This is a genomic window from Roseibium sp. SCP14, assembly GCF_040329475.1.
GTDB lineage: Bacteria > Pseudomonadota > Alphaproteobacteria > Rhizobiales > Stappiaceae > Roseibium.
In genome coordinates this window covers 760509-775691 of the sequence record NZ_JBDZYH010000003.1, presented here as the reverse complement: position 1 = coordinate 775691, position 15183 = coordinate 760509, and the positions used below count along the sequence as shown (strand labels likewise).

At 55.0% G+C, this 15183-nt stretch carries 14 protein-coding genes and 1 tRNA gene; 11 read left to right on the top strand and 4 right to left on the bottom strand.

Translation table 11 applies throughout. The features are described from left to right. Positions 1 to 47: 47 nt before the first annotated feature. Genes cobN through ABLQ08_RS16110 form a run of 6 tightly spaced genes read left to right on the top strand, consistent with a single transcriptional unit; the run spans position 48 to position 7213 of the window. Positions 48 to 3806 (top strand): cobaltochelatase subunit CobN, encoded by a 3759-nt coding sequence (gene cobN / locus ABLQ08_RS16135; protein WP_352944077.1) that lies wholly within the window; start codon positions 48 to 50, stop codon positions 3804 to 3806. Then, on the top strand, positions 3803 to 4441 hold the full coding sequence (gene cobO / locus ABLQ08_RS16130) for a cob(I)yrinic acid a,c-diamide adenosyltransferase (protein ID WP_352944075.1): 639 nt from the start codon (positions 3803 to 3805) through the stop codon (positions 4439 to 4441). The genes cobN and cobO overlap by 4 nt, the downstream gene beginning before the upstream one ends. Before the next feature lie 11 nt (positions 4442 to 4452). After that, positions 4453 to 4920, top strand: a complete 468-nt coding sequence (locus ABLQ08_RS16125) for a GNAT family N-acetyltransferase (protein WP_352944073.1) — start codon at positions 4453 to 4455, stop codon at positions 4918 to 4920. A 2-nt stretch (positions 4921 to 4922) separates the two neighbouring features. Then, positions 4923 to 5231, top strand: a complete 309-nt coding sequence (locus ABLQ08_RS16120) for a YrhK family protein (protein ID WP_352944071.1) — start codon at positions 4923 to 4925, stop codon at positions 5229 to 5231. Then, positions 5228 to 6706 carry a cobyric acid synthase gene (locus tag ABLQ08_RS16115; protein ID WP_352944069.1) on the top strand — a complete coding sequence of 493 codons (1479 nt, stop codon included), beginning with the start codon at positions 5228 to 5230 and terminating at the stop codon, positions 6704 to 6706. Before ABLQ08_RS16120 ends, ABLQ08_RS16115 begins: the two co-directional genes overlap by 4 nt. Positions 6707 to 6730: 24 nt before the next feature. Next, positions 6731 to 7213, top strand: coding sequence for a protein-tyrosine phosphatase family protein (locus ABLQ08_RS16110; RefSeq protein WP_352944067.1), 483 nt, complete (start codon positions 6731 to 6733; stop codon positions 7211 to 7213). Positions 7214 to 7274: 61 nt separating this feature from the next. On the opposite strand, the gene cbiB is transcribed toward ABLQ08_RS16110, so the two are convergent. Both cbiB and cobD read right to left on the bottom strand, forming a co-directional pair. Further along, positions 7275 to 8252 (bottom strand): adenosylcobinamide-phosphate synthase CbiB, encoded by a 978-nt coding sequence (gene cbiB / locus ABLQ08_RS16105; RefSeq protein ID WP_352944065.1) that lies wholly within the window; start codon positions 8250 to 8252, stop codon positions 7275 to 7277. Positions 8253 to 8261: 9 nt separating this feature from the next. After that, positions 8262 to 9263 carry a threonine-phosphate decarboxylase CobD gene (gene cobD, locus ABLQ08_RS16100; RefSeq protein ID WP_352944063.1) on the bottom strand — a complete coding sequence of 334 codons (1002 nt, stop codon included), beginning with the start codon at positions 9261 to 9263 and terminating at the stop codon, positions 8262 to 8264. 214 nt (positions 9264 to 9477) lie between these two features. On the opposite strand from cobD, the gene ABLQ08_RS16095 reads away from it, so the two are divergent. Continuing rightward, on the top strand, positions 9478 to 9729 hold the full coding sequence (locus ABLQ08_RS16095; protein WP_352944061.1) for a hypothetical protein: 252 nt from the start codon (positions 9478 to 9480) through the stop codon (positions 9727 to 9729). 9 nt (positions 9730 to 9738) lie between these two features. Here the strand turns inward: ABLQ08_RS16095 and ABLQ08_RS16090 are convergent, their stop codons facing one another. Then, on the bottom strand, positions 9739 to 10869 hold the full coding sequence (locus ABLQ08_RS16090; RefSeq protein WP_352944059.1) for a carboxylate-amine ligase: 1131 nt from the start codon (positions 10867 to 10869) through the stop codon (positions 9739 to 9741). Positions 10870 to 11094: 225 nt separating this feature from the next. On the opposite strand from ABLQ08_RS16090, the gene ABLQ08_RS16085 reads away from it, so the two are divergent. The 4 genes from ABLQ08_RS16085 (at position 11095) to ABLQ08_RS16070 (ending at position 14715) form a co-directional block, all read left to right on the top strand. Further along, positions 11095 to 11168, top strand: a tRNA-Cys gene (locus ABLQ08_RS16085). Between the two features lie 211 nt (positions 11169 to 11379). Then, positions 11380 to 12042 (top strand): protein-L-isoaspartate O-methyltransferase family protein, encoded by a 663-nt coding sequence (locus ABLQ08_RS16080; protein WP_352944057.1) that lies wholly within the window; start codon positions 11380 to 11382, stop codon positions 12040 to 12042. A gap of 231 nt (positions 12043 to 12273) precedes the next feature. Next, positions 12274 to 13665, top strand: a complete 1392-nt coding sequence (locus tag ABLQ08_RS16075; protein WP_352944055.1) for a TolC family outer membrane protein — start codon at positions 12274 to 12276, stop codon at positions 13663 to 13665. Between the two features lie 282 nt (positions 13666 to 13947). After that, the gene (locus tag ABLQ08_RS16070; RefSeq protein WP_352944053.1) at positions 13948 to 14715 is read left to right on the top strand and encodes a PopZ family protein; all 768 of its coding nucleotides are present in this window, start codon (positions 13948 to 13950) and stop codon (positions 14713 to 14715) included. Positions 14716 to 14732: 17 nt separating this feature from the next. Here ABLQ08_RS16070 and ABLQ08_RS16065 read toward each other — a convergent pair whose 3' ends face one another. After that, entirely contained in the window at positions 14733 to 15164 is a 432-nt protein-coding gene (locus ABLQ08_RS16065; RefSeq protein ID WP_352944051.1) for a DUF1284 domain-containing protein, read from the bottom strand. Between the last annotated feature and the right edge of the window lie 19 nt (positions 15165 to 15183).

The following is a 15183-nucleotide window of genomic DNA, read 5'->3' as shown; positions in this document are numbered from 1 at the left end:
GGGATTTACACGCCCGGAAAGCCCGTAGATTCAAAGCGATACGCTAAATGCACATTCTTGCCAGTCAAACGCGCCGGATCGATGATGGCGGTGATGCGGTGGATCTGGGGCAGTCACCTGCCGACATCCTCTTTCTGTCTGCAGCCGACACGGAACTCGGCAGCTTTGCTGCGGCGCATGCAGGCTTGGACTTCAATCGGAAAAGCCTGCGGCTGGCCAATCTGATGGCATTGTCACATCCTTATTCGGTCGACCTCTATGCCGAGCAAACCGTAAGCGGTTCCAAGCTGGTGATCCTTCGCATCCTGGGCGGCGTGGAATACTGGCGCTATGGCTTGGAACGCTTTGAAGAGGAAGTTCGCGCTTCAGGCGTTGATCTGATTGTAATTCCGGGAGACGACAAATGGGACGACGACCTGACCGGACGTTCAACCAGGTCGAAAGAAGAGGTGCACAGGTTCTGGCGCTATTGCGTTGAAGGTGGAGCGGAAAATTATGCCAATGCTCTGCGTTATGCGTCTTTCCTGATCGGAAGCGAGGAAGAACCGGCGCACCCGGTGCCGCTTCCACGGGCAGGGATCCATCTGAAAGGGCACTCCGCTCCGGATCTGACCACCTTGAAACAGACCTGGACAGATCCTTTGCGACCGGTCGCCGCGATCACCTTCTATCGGGCACTGGTTCAGGGTGCACAGACCGCACCCGTCGATGCCCTCATAGATGCACTCGATCAGGCTGGTGTGAACGCGTTGCCGATCTTTGTCTCCAGCCTGAAGGAAACCGAGTCCGTAGCCGTGCTGGAAAGCCTCTTTCAGAACGCAAAGCCGGATGTCGTGCTGAACGGAACTGCATTCGCGGTTTCAAAGGCAGGTGTGGCGCATCAATCGACCCCGCTGGATCGCCCGGGCAGGCCTGTGCTCCAGGTGGTCTTTTCCTCATCTTCCCGTGAAGGATGGGAGGAAAGCGATCAGGGTCTTTCGATTCGGGATCTGGCCATGCACGTTGTATTGCCGGAGATTGATGGCCGTATCCTCACGCGGGCCGTGTCCTTCAAGGAAGAGGGAACGTTTGATGAGGCGACGCAATCGACACCAGTGCGCTTCACGCCTCTTGCGGACCGCATCCGGTTGGTCGCAGAACTTGCCGCCAACTGGGCAATGCTTGGCCATATAAGGCCTGAAGACAAGAAAACAGCGCTGATCCTGGCAAATTATCCGAACAAGGACGGTCGCCTGGCGAACGGCGTCGGGTTGGACACGCCAGCATCCTGCATCACGCTCCTGGCAGCAATGAAGGCGGCGGGCTACGAAACAGGAGGCGCACCGACAACGTCTGCCGGATTGATGGAAATCCTGACGTCAGGTGTGACGAACGCACTGGATGGCCGGGAAGAAAGAAATGGTTTTGAGACGCTTACGCTAGAAACCTACCTGCGTTCGTTCGAAAGACTCCCGGAGGCAGTAAAAAATGCAGTCTGCGAGCGTTGGGGAAAGCCTGAAGACGATCCCCACATTGCTGATGGTTGCTTCAGATTGGCTTTGCATCGGTTTGGCAATCAGGTCGTTGGAATACAGCCTGCGCGCGGATACAATATCGATCCGAAAGAGACCTACCACGACCCGGATCTCGTTCCGCCGCATCACTATTTTGCGTTTTACCTCTGGCTTCGAGAGAAATTCGGGGCGGATGCCGTAATCCATCTGGGCAAGCACGGAAATCTGGAATGGCTGCCTGGCAAGGCGCTTGCCCTGTCAAAGGAGTGTATTCCTGAAGCGGTGCTCGGTTCCCTGCCGAACATTTATCCTTTTATCGTCAATGATCCGGGGGAGGGAGCTCAGGCAAAGCGCAGAACCTCGGCCGTGATCGTGGACCACCTGACGCCTCCCTTGACGCGCGCAGAAAGCCATGGCGTGGCCGAAGAGTTGGAAACGCTTCTGGACGAGTACTATCTTGCCGCCGGTGTTGATCCACGCCGCCTGAAAGCGCTTACCCGTGATATTCTGGACGCCGCTGCGCGACATGGGCTCGACAAGGATATCGGCATTTCGGAAGACATTGACGAGGAAACGCGTCTGGCGCGTCTCGATGCCCATCTGTGTGACCTGAAAGAACTGCAGATCAGGGATGGTCTCCATGTCCTGGGGGAGAGCCCGACAGGGGATCAGCTTACCGACCTTCTGGTTGCGCTGGCGCGTGTCCCGCGCGGAAACCTGCCGGAACAGGAAAGCCTGCAGCGGGCAATTTCCCAAGATCTTGGTTTGGAAAATTTCGATCCGCTCGACTGCGACTTTTCACTGCCCTGGACAATTGATCAGCCAGAAGCTCTGCTGAGCGTTTCCGACGATACGTGGCGATCCAATGGAGACACGGTCGAACGGATCGAATGTTTGGCGCGCGGTCTTGTCGCGCGCGACAAGGTTGCTGACGAGAGATGGTCATCGGTGCGCGCGGTCTTGGGTGAAATCGAAGATCGTTTACGACCTGCGGTCACAACCTCCGGAGTTGCGGAAACACAGGCAGTGTTAACAGCGCTCAATGGTGGTTTTGTTGTGCCTGGTCCTTCAGGGGCACCGTCCCGTGGACGTCCGGATGTCCTGCCAACGGGCAAGAACTTCTATTCCGTCGACGTTCGCGCGGTACCAACGGAAACCGCATGGCGCCTTGGTTGGCAGTCTGCGGGACTGGTCGCTGAACGTTACTTCCAGGAAGAAGGTGAGTGGCCCAAGTCTCTGGTTCTCACCTGTTGGGGAACGGCCAATATGCGGACCGGTGGAGACGATATCGCGCAAGCAATGGCTCTGATTGGTGCAAGGCCGGTTTGGGAGCAAGGATCAGGCCGTGTGACCGGGTTTGAAGTCCTGAAACTCTCCGAACTCGGACGGCCGCGTATCGACGTTACACTGCGTGTCTCCGGCTTTTTTCGGGATGCATTTCCTCATCAGATGGACCTTTTCGACAGTGCCGTCCGGGCTGTGGGAGCGCTGGAGGAACCGGAAGCCGCCAATCCTGTTGCGGCGCGAATGAAAGCCGAAACTGCAAAGTTGCAAGCTGAAGGGATTGGCGCTGCAGACGCCTCTCGCAGGGCGGGGTACAGGGTATTTGGCTCAAAACCGGGTGCCTACGGCGCGGGGCTCCAGGCCCTGATCGACGAGGGAATCTGGGAAGAGCGCGGTGATTTCGCCGAAGCTTTCCTCACTTGGGGCGGTTATGCATATGGAGGCGGAACGTCGGGAGAAGGAGCACAAGGTGAGCTGAAAACACGCCTGAGCTCGGTTAATGCGGTGTTGCACAATCAGGACAACCGCGAACATGATTTGCTAGACAGCGATGACTATTACCAGTTTGAAGGTGGATTGGCTGCTACTGTCGAAGCTCTCAAAGGCGATGCACCGAAGGTCTATCACAACGACCATTCGCGTCCCGAGCGCCCGGTGGTACGATCGTTGTCGGAAGAGATCGGTCGGGTCGTGCGTGGCCGGGCTGCGAATCCCAAATGGATCAACGGGGTCATGCGGCATGGTTATAAGGGTGCCTTTGAGATGGTCGCGACCCTGGACTATCTCTTTGCGTTTGCCGCAACCACACGTGCGGTGGGAGATCACCATTTCGATCAGCTCTACGATGCCTATCTGGGTAACGATGACGTGCGTGAGTTTCTTCAACAGGCAAATCCGGCCGGGCTGAACGAAATGCTCGCGCGGTTTATGGAGGCAATTGACAGAGGCCTCTGGACGCCGAGGCGTAATTCGACCCATTCTGCACTTAACGAACTTAAATTGACACTCGAGGGGAGTGAGAGACCGTGACCGCCGAAAGCGAAAAGCCGGAACTGTCCGAAGAAGAATTGAATGAGCGCCATGCTGAGAAAATGCGCAAGAAAAAGGCCGCGCGCGACAAGATCATGGCGACCAAGACCATCGAAAAGGGGTTGTTGATCGTTCACACCGGAAAAGGCAAGGGCAAATCCACGGCTGGATTCGGCATGGTGTTCCGGTCGCTTGGACATGGCCACAAGGTAGGTGTGGTTCAATTCGTCAAAGGGCGAATCGAAACCGGCGAGCGTATGGCACTCGATCGCTTCTCCGATCTGGTGACCATCAAGCGCATGGGAGAAGGCTTCACCTGGGAAACGCAGGACCGTCAGCGCGACATCGAAGCGGCGCGTGAGGCCTGGGATGCCGCCAAGGAGATGATTACCTCCGGCGAATACCAGCTTATCCTGTGCGATGAGCTGAATATCGTTCTACGCTATGACTATCTCGACATTGCGGAAGTGGTCGACTTCCTCAAGAACGAAAAACCGGAAGATGTGCACGTCATCATTACCGGTCGCAATGCCAAGGATGATCTCATTGAAATCGCCGATCTGGTGACGGACATGACCCAGGTGAAACACCCGTTCCGCTCAGGTGTGAAGCCACAGGAAGGCATTGAGTTCTAAGCCGGATCCGAATGCCTTTTACGATCGTTCCCGCAAATTGCACTGATGCAGAAGAGATCGCAGTTCTTTTGCGTAGATCGATCATTGAACTGTGTCAGAACGATCACGGCAACTCTCCTGAGAGATATGAACCCTGGCTGAAGAACAAAACGGCTGAAAACGTCGAGCGCTGGATTCGTGGGCCGGGTCGCGTTTTCAGCGCAGTCGATCAGAACAGACGAGTTGTCGGCATCAGTATGGGAACACCGGACGGTGAAGTGGTGCTGAACTATGTTCTTCCCGAAGCACGCTATTGCGGTGTCAGCAAAATGCTGATGAACGCAATTGAAGACTATTTTCGCGATCGGGGGCTGTCATCATCGATATTGAACAGCACTTGCACGGCCGAGAATTTCTACCGTTCCATCGGATATTCGGAGACGGGACGGGTTGAACTGCACCGTGAAATGATGTGTCGGCAATTTAGAAAGGCGTTGTAATCATGAGCAAGCTCTTTGATCACAGCATTCGAACGGCGTCACCAGCACATGCTGAAATGGTTCGGAAATACGAGTTGTATCGCACGATGGTTGAATTTATGGCCGCGGCGCTGTTCGTCGTCGGTAGCATCTTTTTCTTTTATCCCAACCTTGTTTTCGCGGGCACCTGGCTGTTCTTGATCGGTTCAATCCTCTTTGCCGTTCGACCGAGCATTCGGCTGTTGCTCGAACTCCGCCTTGCAAATCTTCCGGTGCCACAAGAGTTTCGCCCGTACGGCGCTGCGCCGTTGAAACAAGAAATGCCTTCATGACAAAAGGTTTTGAGCGCAAATCCACTCCAGCATTAATGATCCAGGGAACGGGGTCGAATGTCGGAAAAAGTCTGATCGTTGCCGGGTTGTGCCGGCTGTTCACCAATCGTGGTTTGTCGGTTCGACCCTTCAAACCGCAGAACATGTCGAACAACGCTGCCGTAACCGCTGACGGAGGCGAAATCGGCCGCGCCCAGGCATTGCAGGCGATGGGCTGCAAGGTGCCGCTTTCCGTTCACATGAATCCGGTGCTCCTGAAACCGGAAACGGATACCGGTGCGCAAGTCATCGTCCAGGGAAAACGTTTTGGGACTATGCGTGCGCGCGAGTATGGAAAGCAAAAAGCAGAATTGCTTCCGAAGGTAATGGAAAGTTTTTCAAAAATTGCTTCAGAAGCGGATCTTGTTATCGTGGAAGGTGCCGGCAGTCCGGCGGAAATCAATCTGCGCGCGGGAGACATTGCCAATATGGGCTTTGCGGAAGCGGCGGGTCTCCCTGTTGTTCTTTGTGCCGATATCGACCGGGGTGGTGTTATCGCATCCGTCGTCGGCACTCATGCAGTGCTGGAGCCTCATGAGCAGCAGCGGATCAAGGGCTTTTTCATCAACCGATTTCGAGGAGATCCGAGCCTTTTCGACGAAGGTGTGCGTGAAATTTCCAATCGTACGGGCTGGCATGGGTTTGGAGTTGTGCCCTGGCTTGGCGATGCGGCAAAACTGCCTGCAGAAGATGCCCTGGGATTGGCGGATGGTTTCGGGAGCGGCGGATTGAAAGTCGTTGTACCGGTGATTTCGAGAATCGCCAATTTCGATGATCTGGATCCGTTGCGTCTGGAGCAAGGGGTCACCCTTGAACTTGTTCAACCTGGGCATCCTTTACCCGGTGATGCCGATGTCGTTCTCTTGCCAGGATCAAAATCCACCGTCGGTGATCTTGCCTTCTTTCGGGCGCAAGGGTGGGACATTGATCTCAAAGCTCACCATCGGCGTGGCGGGCATGTCCTCGGCGTTTGTGGTGGCTATCAGATGCTGGGCAGAACAATTTCAGATCCGGAAGGCATCGAGGGAGCGCCAGGAACCGTTGAGGGACTGGGTTTTCTGGATGTTGATACGGTGCTCACCTCGGAAAAGTCGACTGTTCCGGCGGAAGGAGTTCACGTTGCCAGCGGCGCAGTTATTTCAGGGTACGAAATTCATATTGGCCACACGACCGGCACTGATTGCGATAATCCCATGATGCGATTGTCCGGCAACCGACCTGACGGCGCGGTATCGACTGACGGGCGTGTTTATGGAACCTATGTTCACGGACTGTTTTCAAAGGATGCCTTTCGTTCTGCATATCTTGGGAGTTTCGGCGTAAATTCCGAATTGGCATATGACCGGAGCATCGACAAGATCCTGGACGACCTGGCCGTGCATCTGGAAGACACAATGGATGTCTCAGCGTTGTTTGAGATCGCCCGCAATCGTTGAAACAAACAGCGTGAGGCTCTCAACATGACGCCGTCGCTGTACATCGTTCCAACCAGAACTGACGGCAACTTGTTCATCATGCCGAAGCCGTCCGGAGAGTGGTTGCGAAACGACTTGCAAAAGTTAAAGCAGCTGGATGTTGATCATATCGTGTCAATGCTGGAACCTGACGAAGCTGCGAGCCTCGGGCTGACGGAAGAGGCAAGACTATGCCGCGAGTTTGATATTAGGTTCACGAGCGTTCCCGTTCGTGACAGAGGTTTGCCCGGTGTTGAAACTGCCTCAATTATTGTTCAAACCATCCACCAAAACTTGAATGCAGCCAAGAACGTTGCAGTACATTGCCGCGCAGGAATTGGACGTTCCGGTCTTATCGTTTGTTGCGCCCTGATCGCAGACGGAGAAACACCGGGTGCAGCAATCGAAAAGGTGTCGCAGGCGCGTGGCGTAGCGGTGCCTGACACGATCGAGCAAAAGGAGTTCATTCACGCCTTTCGGATTTGTTGATTGCCGATTTCTGTTGTGGTTGTGCTGATGTACCCAGCTGGGTCAGCTCAAGCGCGTCGGATCAGAATAGTGTTGCGATTGCAGTGACAGCAATCAGTGCGCCCTGGATCGCGGACGCAGTGACCATCACAGCCAAGGCACGGGCAATGTCACGCGCGGATGCATCTTTCCTACCTGAAGCGTTCATGTAAGGATCTTCCACGGTATATCCCGGATAGACCCGCGGTCCTGCGAGAGCGAGGTTCAAGGCACCGGCCATTGCCGCTTCCGGCCATCCGGCATTGGGTGAGCGATGTTGAGCTGAATCCTTCAAGATGCAGGAAAAGCTATTTTTGATCGAGCCGCCGGCCATTGGGGCACTCAATGCGATGAACAGCCCGGAAAGTCTTGACGCCGGCAGGTTGATCAAGTCGTCAAATCGAGCTGCAGCCCAGCCGAAATCGGAATATCTCTCATTCTTGTGCCCGATCATGCTGTCGGCCGTGTTCACGGCCTTATAGGCGAGAAGTCCCGGCAGCCCTAGTACCGCGAACCAGAAAACCGGCGCGACGACACCGTCGGAAAAGTTTTCGGAGCAAGATTCGATTGCAGCGCGCGAAATACCAGCTTCGTCAAGCCGGTCCGGGTCACGGCCGACAATCATCGAGACAGCCTTTCGCCCCCCTTCGAGGCCTCCCGAGTTCAACCCATCGCGAACTGCAGCCACATGCTGATAGAGACTTTTCTGGGCAATGAATACAGCTGCAATGATCACGACAACTATGTCGCCATGGGGAATGCGCCCGGAAATGGCATGCAATCCAGCGCCTGCAAGCAATCCACCGATCACCAGAAACATCAAGGTCAGAAAGCCGCCGAGCTTCCGTTGCTGTGACGACAAGGCGGACTTGTTCAGGTGCGTGTCAAACCATGAGATCGTCCGACCGATCCAGACAACAGGATGCGGCAGGCGGCGCCACAGCCAATCCGGATCTCCGACGATCGCGTCAAGCAACAGGGCTGCCAGGAGCAGCCACAAGGCATGGTCGTAAATCAGCATTCGAGCTCGTTAGAGCTCTTTCTTTGCATCCGCAAGTGCATCAGAAAGGCGTTCTAGGTTTTCCGGGCTTCCGGGAAGTCCGAAACGTATCCATGTGGGAGCATAATCGAAGATGCGCGTCCAGATGTGTCGACGGGCAAGAGCTTCGTGCAGGCCCTTGGCGTTGCGCAACCCTGCCAGCGCGTAAAGGGGAGTGCCGCCGAAAACGCTCAACTCACGTTGAGACAAAAGAACCGTGAGATCTGCCATTTCCTCGATCAGTTGACGGGTCATCTGGTCCTGCCAGTTTTTGTCACGCAGAGCCCTGGTGCCGATTTCCAGTGCCAGGCCGCTTAGACACCAGCATTCCAACAGATCGGAAACACGCCTGGTAATGGCGTGGGGACCTGCAAGGAACCCGAGGCGAAGACCGGCAAGGCCGAAATACTTGCCGAATGATCTGAGCACCAGGACGTTTTCGTTGCTGATATGCGACAACAAGCTTGCGCCGGGAATGACGTCTGCGAAGGCTTCGTCGACGACCAGATACCCTCCGCGCTCGGTCAGTGTCCGTGCAATTTCCAGAAGACTTTTGACATCAATGAGCTGACCGTCCGGATTGTTCGGATTGACGAGCAAAACCACCTTGGCATCGGCGGGAAGCGCATAGATGCTTGAAAGCTCCACTGGCGCACGGCCTTCGCGTGTCCAGGCAGCCTTATGGCTGCTGTAGGTTGGTGAGGTGAGGGCGACGGGCCCTTCAGGCAGTATCAGCGGCAGAAGTGACAGGAGAAGTTGGGTGCCGGGCGCAGCCACGAGACCCAGATTGTCCGGGACGCGGTAGACGTGGCGCGCTGCAGAGATAAGTCTTTCCTCCGCTCCCTTCGTGGGGAGTGCTGTCCAGGACTTCAGGGAGATGTCCTGTGGGATCGGATAACTGTGCGGGTTGATCCCGGTTGAGAGGTCCAGCCAGCTGTCCTGCATGCCACCGAAGCGCTCGATCGCAAGTGTGAGGTCTCCACCGTGTTCCACGAAATGCTCCTTTTCGCAGTTGGACAAGCTGAAATATGCCATTCAATTCAATGGCAGGTTACGGATTTTAGCCAGAACTATCTCATTTGGCCGAAGAGATCATTGCCGGAAGCGACACCTCATTGTCAGAAACGCAAATTGACAGAGAATCTTTCAATCAGATAACGGAACAAAATAAGAACATTCAAGTTTGCGATTGAAGAGGGATCAAGAAATGGGAGCCAGCCGACGTAGCCGGGAATTGAAGGATATCGAACGGCAGGAGGTCTTGCTCGCATTGTCTGTAGCTCGGGCGGCACTGATCGAAGCCAGGCGAAACATGAGACCCAGATCAGGGCTCTCCCGCTCGGCGGAAGCCGTAATTTCGGAGATTGACGATTTTGTCTATGTTCTGACCGGGACCACGGATCACTTTCACCTGAAGGCCCACGGAACACCGGCCAGAATCGGCCGGAAGTCGGACTGACACCATTTGTCAGAGACCGGCTTGGGTCTCGCCAATCAGGTGGTCGACGATTTCGTTGAGTGTGTCTTGAGGTAACAAACCTTCTGGAGCAGCTGTTTTTGCGATTGTCAGCTGCTGCTCCGCAGAAGTCCCGCGCTGCGCAATGACACGGACATGTTCAAGATCAGCCTCGCAGCCAAAGAAGCTAGCGTCGGGTCTGACCAGTTCAATCATCTCCTCGACCAGATCCATAAACGCTACGGGTTCGTTGCGGCCGAAATCTATCAGTTTGGCTTCCGTTCCGTGCCTTTGTGCCTGCCATCTGTTTTCCGCCAGCAGGAAGCGTGAATACCGGCGCCAGCTTTGATTTGCGCAGCGCAGCCGGAAGAGCATGCGGCAAAGGCACCGGTAAAGGGCGGCGATGGCTATTGCGTCATCAAGCCGGGTGCAGACGTCAGTAACTCGCATCTCCAATGTGGGAAAGCGGTCCGAGGGGCGCAGATCCCACCAGATCTTGGTGGCATCCTCGATCACTCCCGCTCGTGTCAGTATGTCGACAGTGTTCTGATATTCATAATGACTCTCGAACCTTGGAGGCAGTCCTGTCCGCGGCAATTCGTTAAAAACCGACAGGCGATAGGATTTCAGCCCGGTTCGCCGACCTCGCCAGAATGGGGACGAGGTGCTCAGCGCAAGCAAATGCGGGAGAAAATAAGCCATCTGATTGAAGAGCTCGATCCGCAATTCTTCATCTTCAATACCAACGTGAACATGCATGCCGCAGATGACCATGCGCTTGACCACCACCTGCATGCTGCGGGCGATTTCATTGTAGCGCTGCTTGTCGGTATGCGGCTGGTCCGTCCATTCCGCAAACGGGTGCGTTGAAGACGCGATCGGCGCAAGATTGTAGGCTGCAGCTTCCCGGGCGATGGTCTTTCTGAAGTAGCCGAGTTCCGCGCGGACTTCCGACAGCGTCATGCATACAGGTGTGCCAACCTCAATCTGGCAACGAAGAAACTCGGGACTGACCCTTCCTTCCAGTGCGCTTTCGCAAGTTGAGAACAGCTCCTGAGGCGGGGAGCTCGCCAATTTCCTGGTTGTCTTGTCGACAAGAAGATACTCTTCTTCAACGCCGATACTGAAACTGGGCTCTTTCATCGCAACAGCATCGGCAATTTTTTTACCCGAGGTCAAGAAAAAGGTGATGTTTCACTTCGGTTGAGATCTGCAAATGTGGTGAAGTCATTAGCGATTGTCCGGTCAAAAATTCCACAGGTAGAAACCCGTGAGTTCCGGACTGTCTTTGGAAAATCAGCTTTCAAATGAAATCGGCTCTTGACCTTCCCTCATAACTGATTGATAAGGCGCGGCACACCATCGAGGGGCCCTGTGGCGGAGTGGTGACGCAGCGGATTGCAAATCCGTGTACACCGGTTCGATTCCGGTCGGGGCCTCCACTTTCCAGACATTCAGTTACAGCTATTTCTTCGCTGCGAAAGCAGGCCTTGAATTGTTTTGCCTGCATCAATACAACGCGGCCAGTTTCCCCCAATTGCCATCGGTTTTGCGAGAAACTGTTGTGCCGACAGCTTGTCAGGCCGACTTTGCCTCGTTAATGAACGGTCTCAAGAGGCGCCGGGTAACCGGCATGTCAAAGTGAGGGCCGATATGACGGACTTTAGCCAGTCCCGCCGCAAGATGGTGGATAACCAGTTGCGAACCAACGATGTGACCGACCACCGGATTCTCGACGCGATGGAACTGGTGCCGCGGGAGCGTTTCGTGCCTGCTTCAAAAAAGGCTATTGCTTACATCGACGAAGATCTTCCGATTGGTCCGGCTGAATCCGGACGGGTGCTGATGAAGCCCCATATTTTCGGCAAGCTTGTCCAGCTTGCTGAAATTAAAGAAGACGACGTGGTTCTGATCGTCGGCGCCGGTACCGGTTACAGCTCTGCAGTCGTTTCAAAACTGGCGGCCTCCGTCGTTGCATTGGAGGAAAACGAGGATCTCGCAAAAGCCGCCACCGAAGTCCTTGTTGATCTGGGTATTGAAAATGCAGTTGTCGTCGAAGGTCCGCTTCTGAAGGGGTACGCCGCTGAGGGGCCATACGATGTAATCCTTGTCGATGGTGCGGTCGAAGTCCTTCCCGATACCTTTACCGAGCAATTGAAAGATGACGGTCGGCTTGCTGTCATTGAGGGACGTGGAGGCGCAGGTGCAGCGCGGCTCTACCAAAAGTCCGGTGACGTTGCGAGCAGTCGATTCGGATTTAACGCCTCTGTGGCAATTCTTCCCGGATTTGCGAAGGAAGCCGAGTTCGAGTTCTAAGCCTGAAGCGCTTTGTTGAGTTGGTGAACGCCCGCCGGTCCCGGTGGGCGTTTCTTGTTAAAATTGGCAGGAAATCAGCGAATTGGTTAACGGATTTGTTGCCATTTGGCCGCACTTTCTGAAAATCCGACAATCTTGTGATCAACGAGCTCGCAAACGGTTGAACAATGAGAGCTGTCAGTTTACTCAACATGTTCAAGTAGGTTGACGTTGACCCGGAAGGAGTGTGGGGTGTCTGGCCGTTCAACACCAAAAGCATTGGTTGTAACGTTGGGGCTCATGGGTGGGGTAGCCGCCAGCGTTTTGACAGGTGCATCCTTTTCCGCTGCCAAAGCGGAAACGATCTGGGAATCTCTGGCGCTTGCGTATGCCAATAATCCCACTTTGAATGCGGCGCGTGCACAATTGCGCGGCGTCGATGAAAATGTTCCGCAGGCTCTCGCCGGATGGCGGCCGACGGTAACGGCAGGCGCGTCTGCCGGTCGAATCCGTCAGGGAATCGATGACTTTGTTGACTATCGCAACAATGCGTCGATCTCGATGACGATCAGCCAAACCATTTTCCGCGGTTTCCGTACGATCAACTCCACACGTCAGGCAGAGGCAGTTGTTCGGGCTCAGCGCGAAAGCCTGAACTCGACCGAGCAGGACACTCTTCTGGACGCAGCCACGTCCTATGTGGACGTGATTCGGGATACGGCGCTTGTTTCCCTGCAGCGCAGTGACCTTGCCTTCCTTCAGGAGCAGGTGAGGGCAGCGCGTGACCGGTTTGACGTCGGTGAAGGTACGCGGACTGATGTCAGTCAGGCAGAGGCCCGTGCAGCTGAAGCAAGGGCGAGCCTGAACACAGCTCTCGCCAACTTGAATACGAGCCGAGCCATTTACCGGCAGGTCGTTGGCGTTGAAGCGAAAAATCTTTCGGCGGATACGAGAATCAGCCGTTACGTTCCAAAGTCGGTCAACGAAGCTCTTCAGCTCAGCGAGACCAATCAACCTCTGATACGCCAGGCAGAGCATCAGGTGGATGCAGCCATCTTCAATATCAAGGCTATCGAAGGTGAGCTTCTGCCGACCGTAACCTTGGATGGCAGCATCTCCCGCAGTTGGGGGTCTTCTGCCAGCGTCGATATCACGGACAATGCCCAGATATTCGGTAATGTCAGCATCCCCCTTTATCAGGGTGGTGGCGTTTCATCGCGCGTCCGGCAGGCGAAGGAGTCTCTGGGTCAAACGCGCTTGCAGCTCGATGTGGCACGGGATCAGGTCCGGGCAAACGTTATCTCCGCCTGGGGGAATTATCAGGCTGCTGAAGCATCGATCATCGCTGCACAGGCTGCCGTGGAAGCGCAGAAACTGGCACTGGAAGGTGTTATCGAGGAGCAGCGTGTCGGACAAAGGACGACGTTGGATGTTCTCGATGCACAACGGGAGCTGGTCACGCAGCAATCCAATTTGGTAACCGCGCAGCGTAATCGTATCGTTGGTGGCTATCAGCTGGTTGCTTCTGTTGGACAGCTCGATGCAGGATCACTCGGCCTGAACGTGGCACGATATGAGCCGAAACAGCATTACCAGGCTGTTCGCGATCAGTGGTTCGGTCTGCGGACACCTGACGGCCGGTAACTCGGCAAATTTCAGAAATTTACAAAAAGCGGCTGAAACGAGATGCGTTTCAGCCGCTTTTTTGTTTGATGCAACGTGTGTTGTGCGAGTTTGCGGTTTGCAGCCTTGCGTAGTCGGTTCCTGTTGCAGGTCGTAGCAATTGAAGACTTAAAAGGGGAAAAGGCATTGTTAACGAATGTGCTCGCTTTGCGGGCTTGGCATTGAACCGCATAATTTCGGTTAACGAATCATTCAGGTGCGACAGGGTGTTGCGTAGAGTGGCCGCGAAGTACGGGGGAAGTCATGGCAGAGGCGAAGAAGGCTGAAGAGCCGTCGATGGAGGAAATCCTCGCATCGATACGCCGGATCATCTCCGATGAGGACGCCCAGGGAGCGGAGACTGAAGAGGCCAAAGCAAGCGAAGAAACCGAAACTCCAGCAGAAGAGGCGGCAGACGATATGGACGGTGCCTCCGAAATGTCTCAGGACGATCTGGACAAGCTGTTCGATATGGACACTGATTCCGGTGACGATCCTGTTGAGGACGATTCTGACGACGCGGACGATATGGCTGCGGCCATGGAAGCGGATGCCGCTGAAGATGAAGCAGAAGACGACGTTCTCGAACTGACCGAAGAACTGGCTGTATCAGAAGACGACACCATGGAAATGGTCGAGGGTCTGGCAGAGGACTTTGACAGTCCGGAAGGAGACCTGTCCTTTGCAGAGCCTCCTGCGCCGGAACCTGAAACAGAGCCGGCATTTGAAGCCGAGCCGGAATTTGATCCAGCGCCCGAGCCTGTGTCGACAATGGCGACCATGCCGGTTCCTGAAGAATTGCCGAACGTAGCTGACGATGCACCGCTCACCTCCAACAACACCGGTGAAGCTGTGCATGCGGCATTTGACAATCTTGCAAACATGTTTGTCGGCTCCCAGGCACAGACCGTGGAGGAGTTGGTCAAGGAAATGCTGCGCCCGATGCTGAAAGCCTGGTTGGATCAGAACCTGCCCGGAATGGTGGAGCAAATGGTTCAAAAGGAAATTCAGCGAGTTACGCGGCGCCGGTAAGTAAGCCGAACGTGGAATTATTGCAGGGGCAGTCGGAGACGACAGCCCTTGAAGTCATTTTGGGCAATCTCGCTGCACAGCTCGTACCACTCACAGCCATTGCAAGCGCCTCGCAACGAACCGCGGGAAAATTTATTCCTGAGCTGTTCCAGTTCTTTTGGTGTGAGAAGAAAAACCTCTCCGGGTTTTAAACACCTGCCCAGATTTTGCCCGATATCTGCCAATGCTTGATCGTCCCGATCTCGAATGCTTTGGTTGAAACAATGGCATTCCGGTTCCTCGAGCATTGGCTTGCAGATTTCGTCCGGGCCGTTGACCAGTGCAATATTTTCACCAGCGTTCAGACGATTGACAACGCGATTGTAGTTGTCGACGAAGGCAGGCGTGTATCCCTTGCCGAGATAGGTCAGCATACAAAGCAGATGATGAGCGCGGATTGAAACGGTCATGCCGCGTTTATGGCAGGAA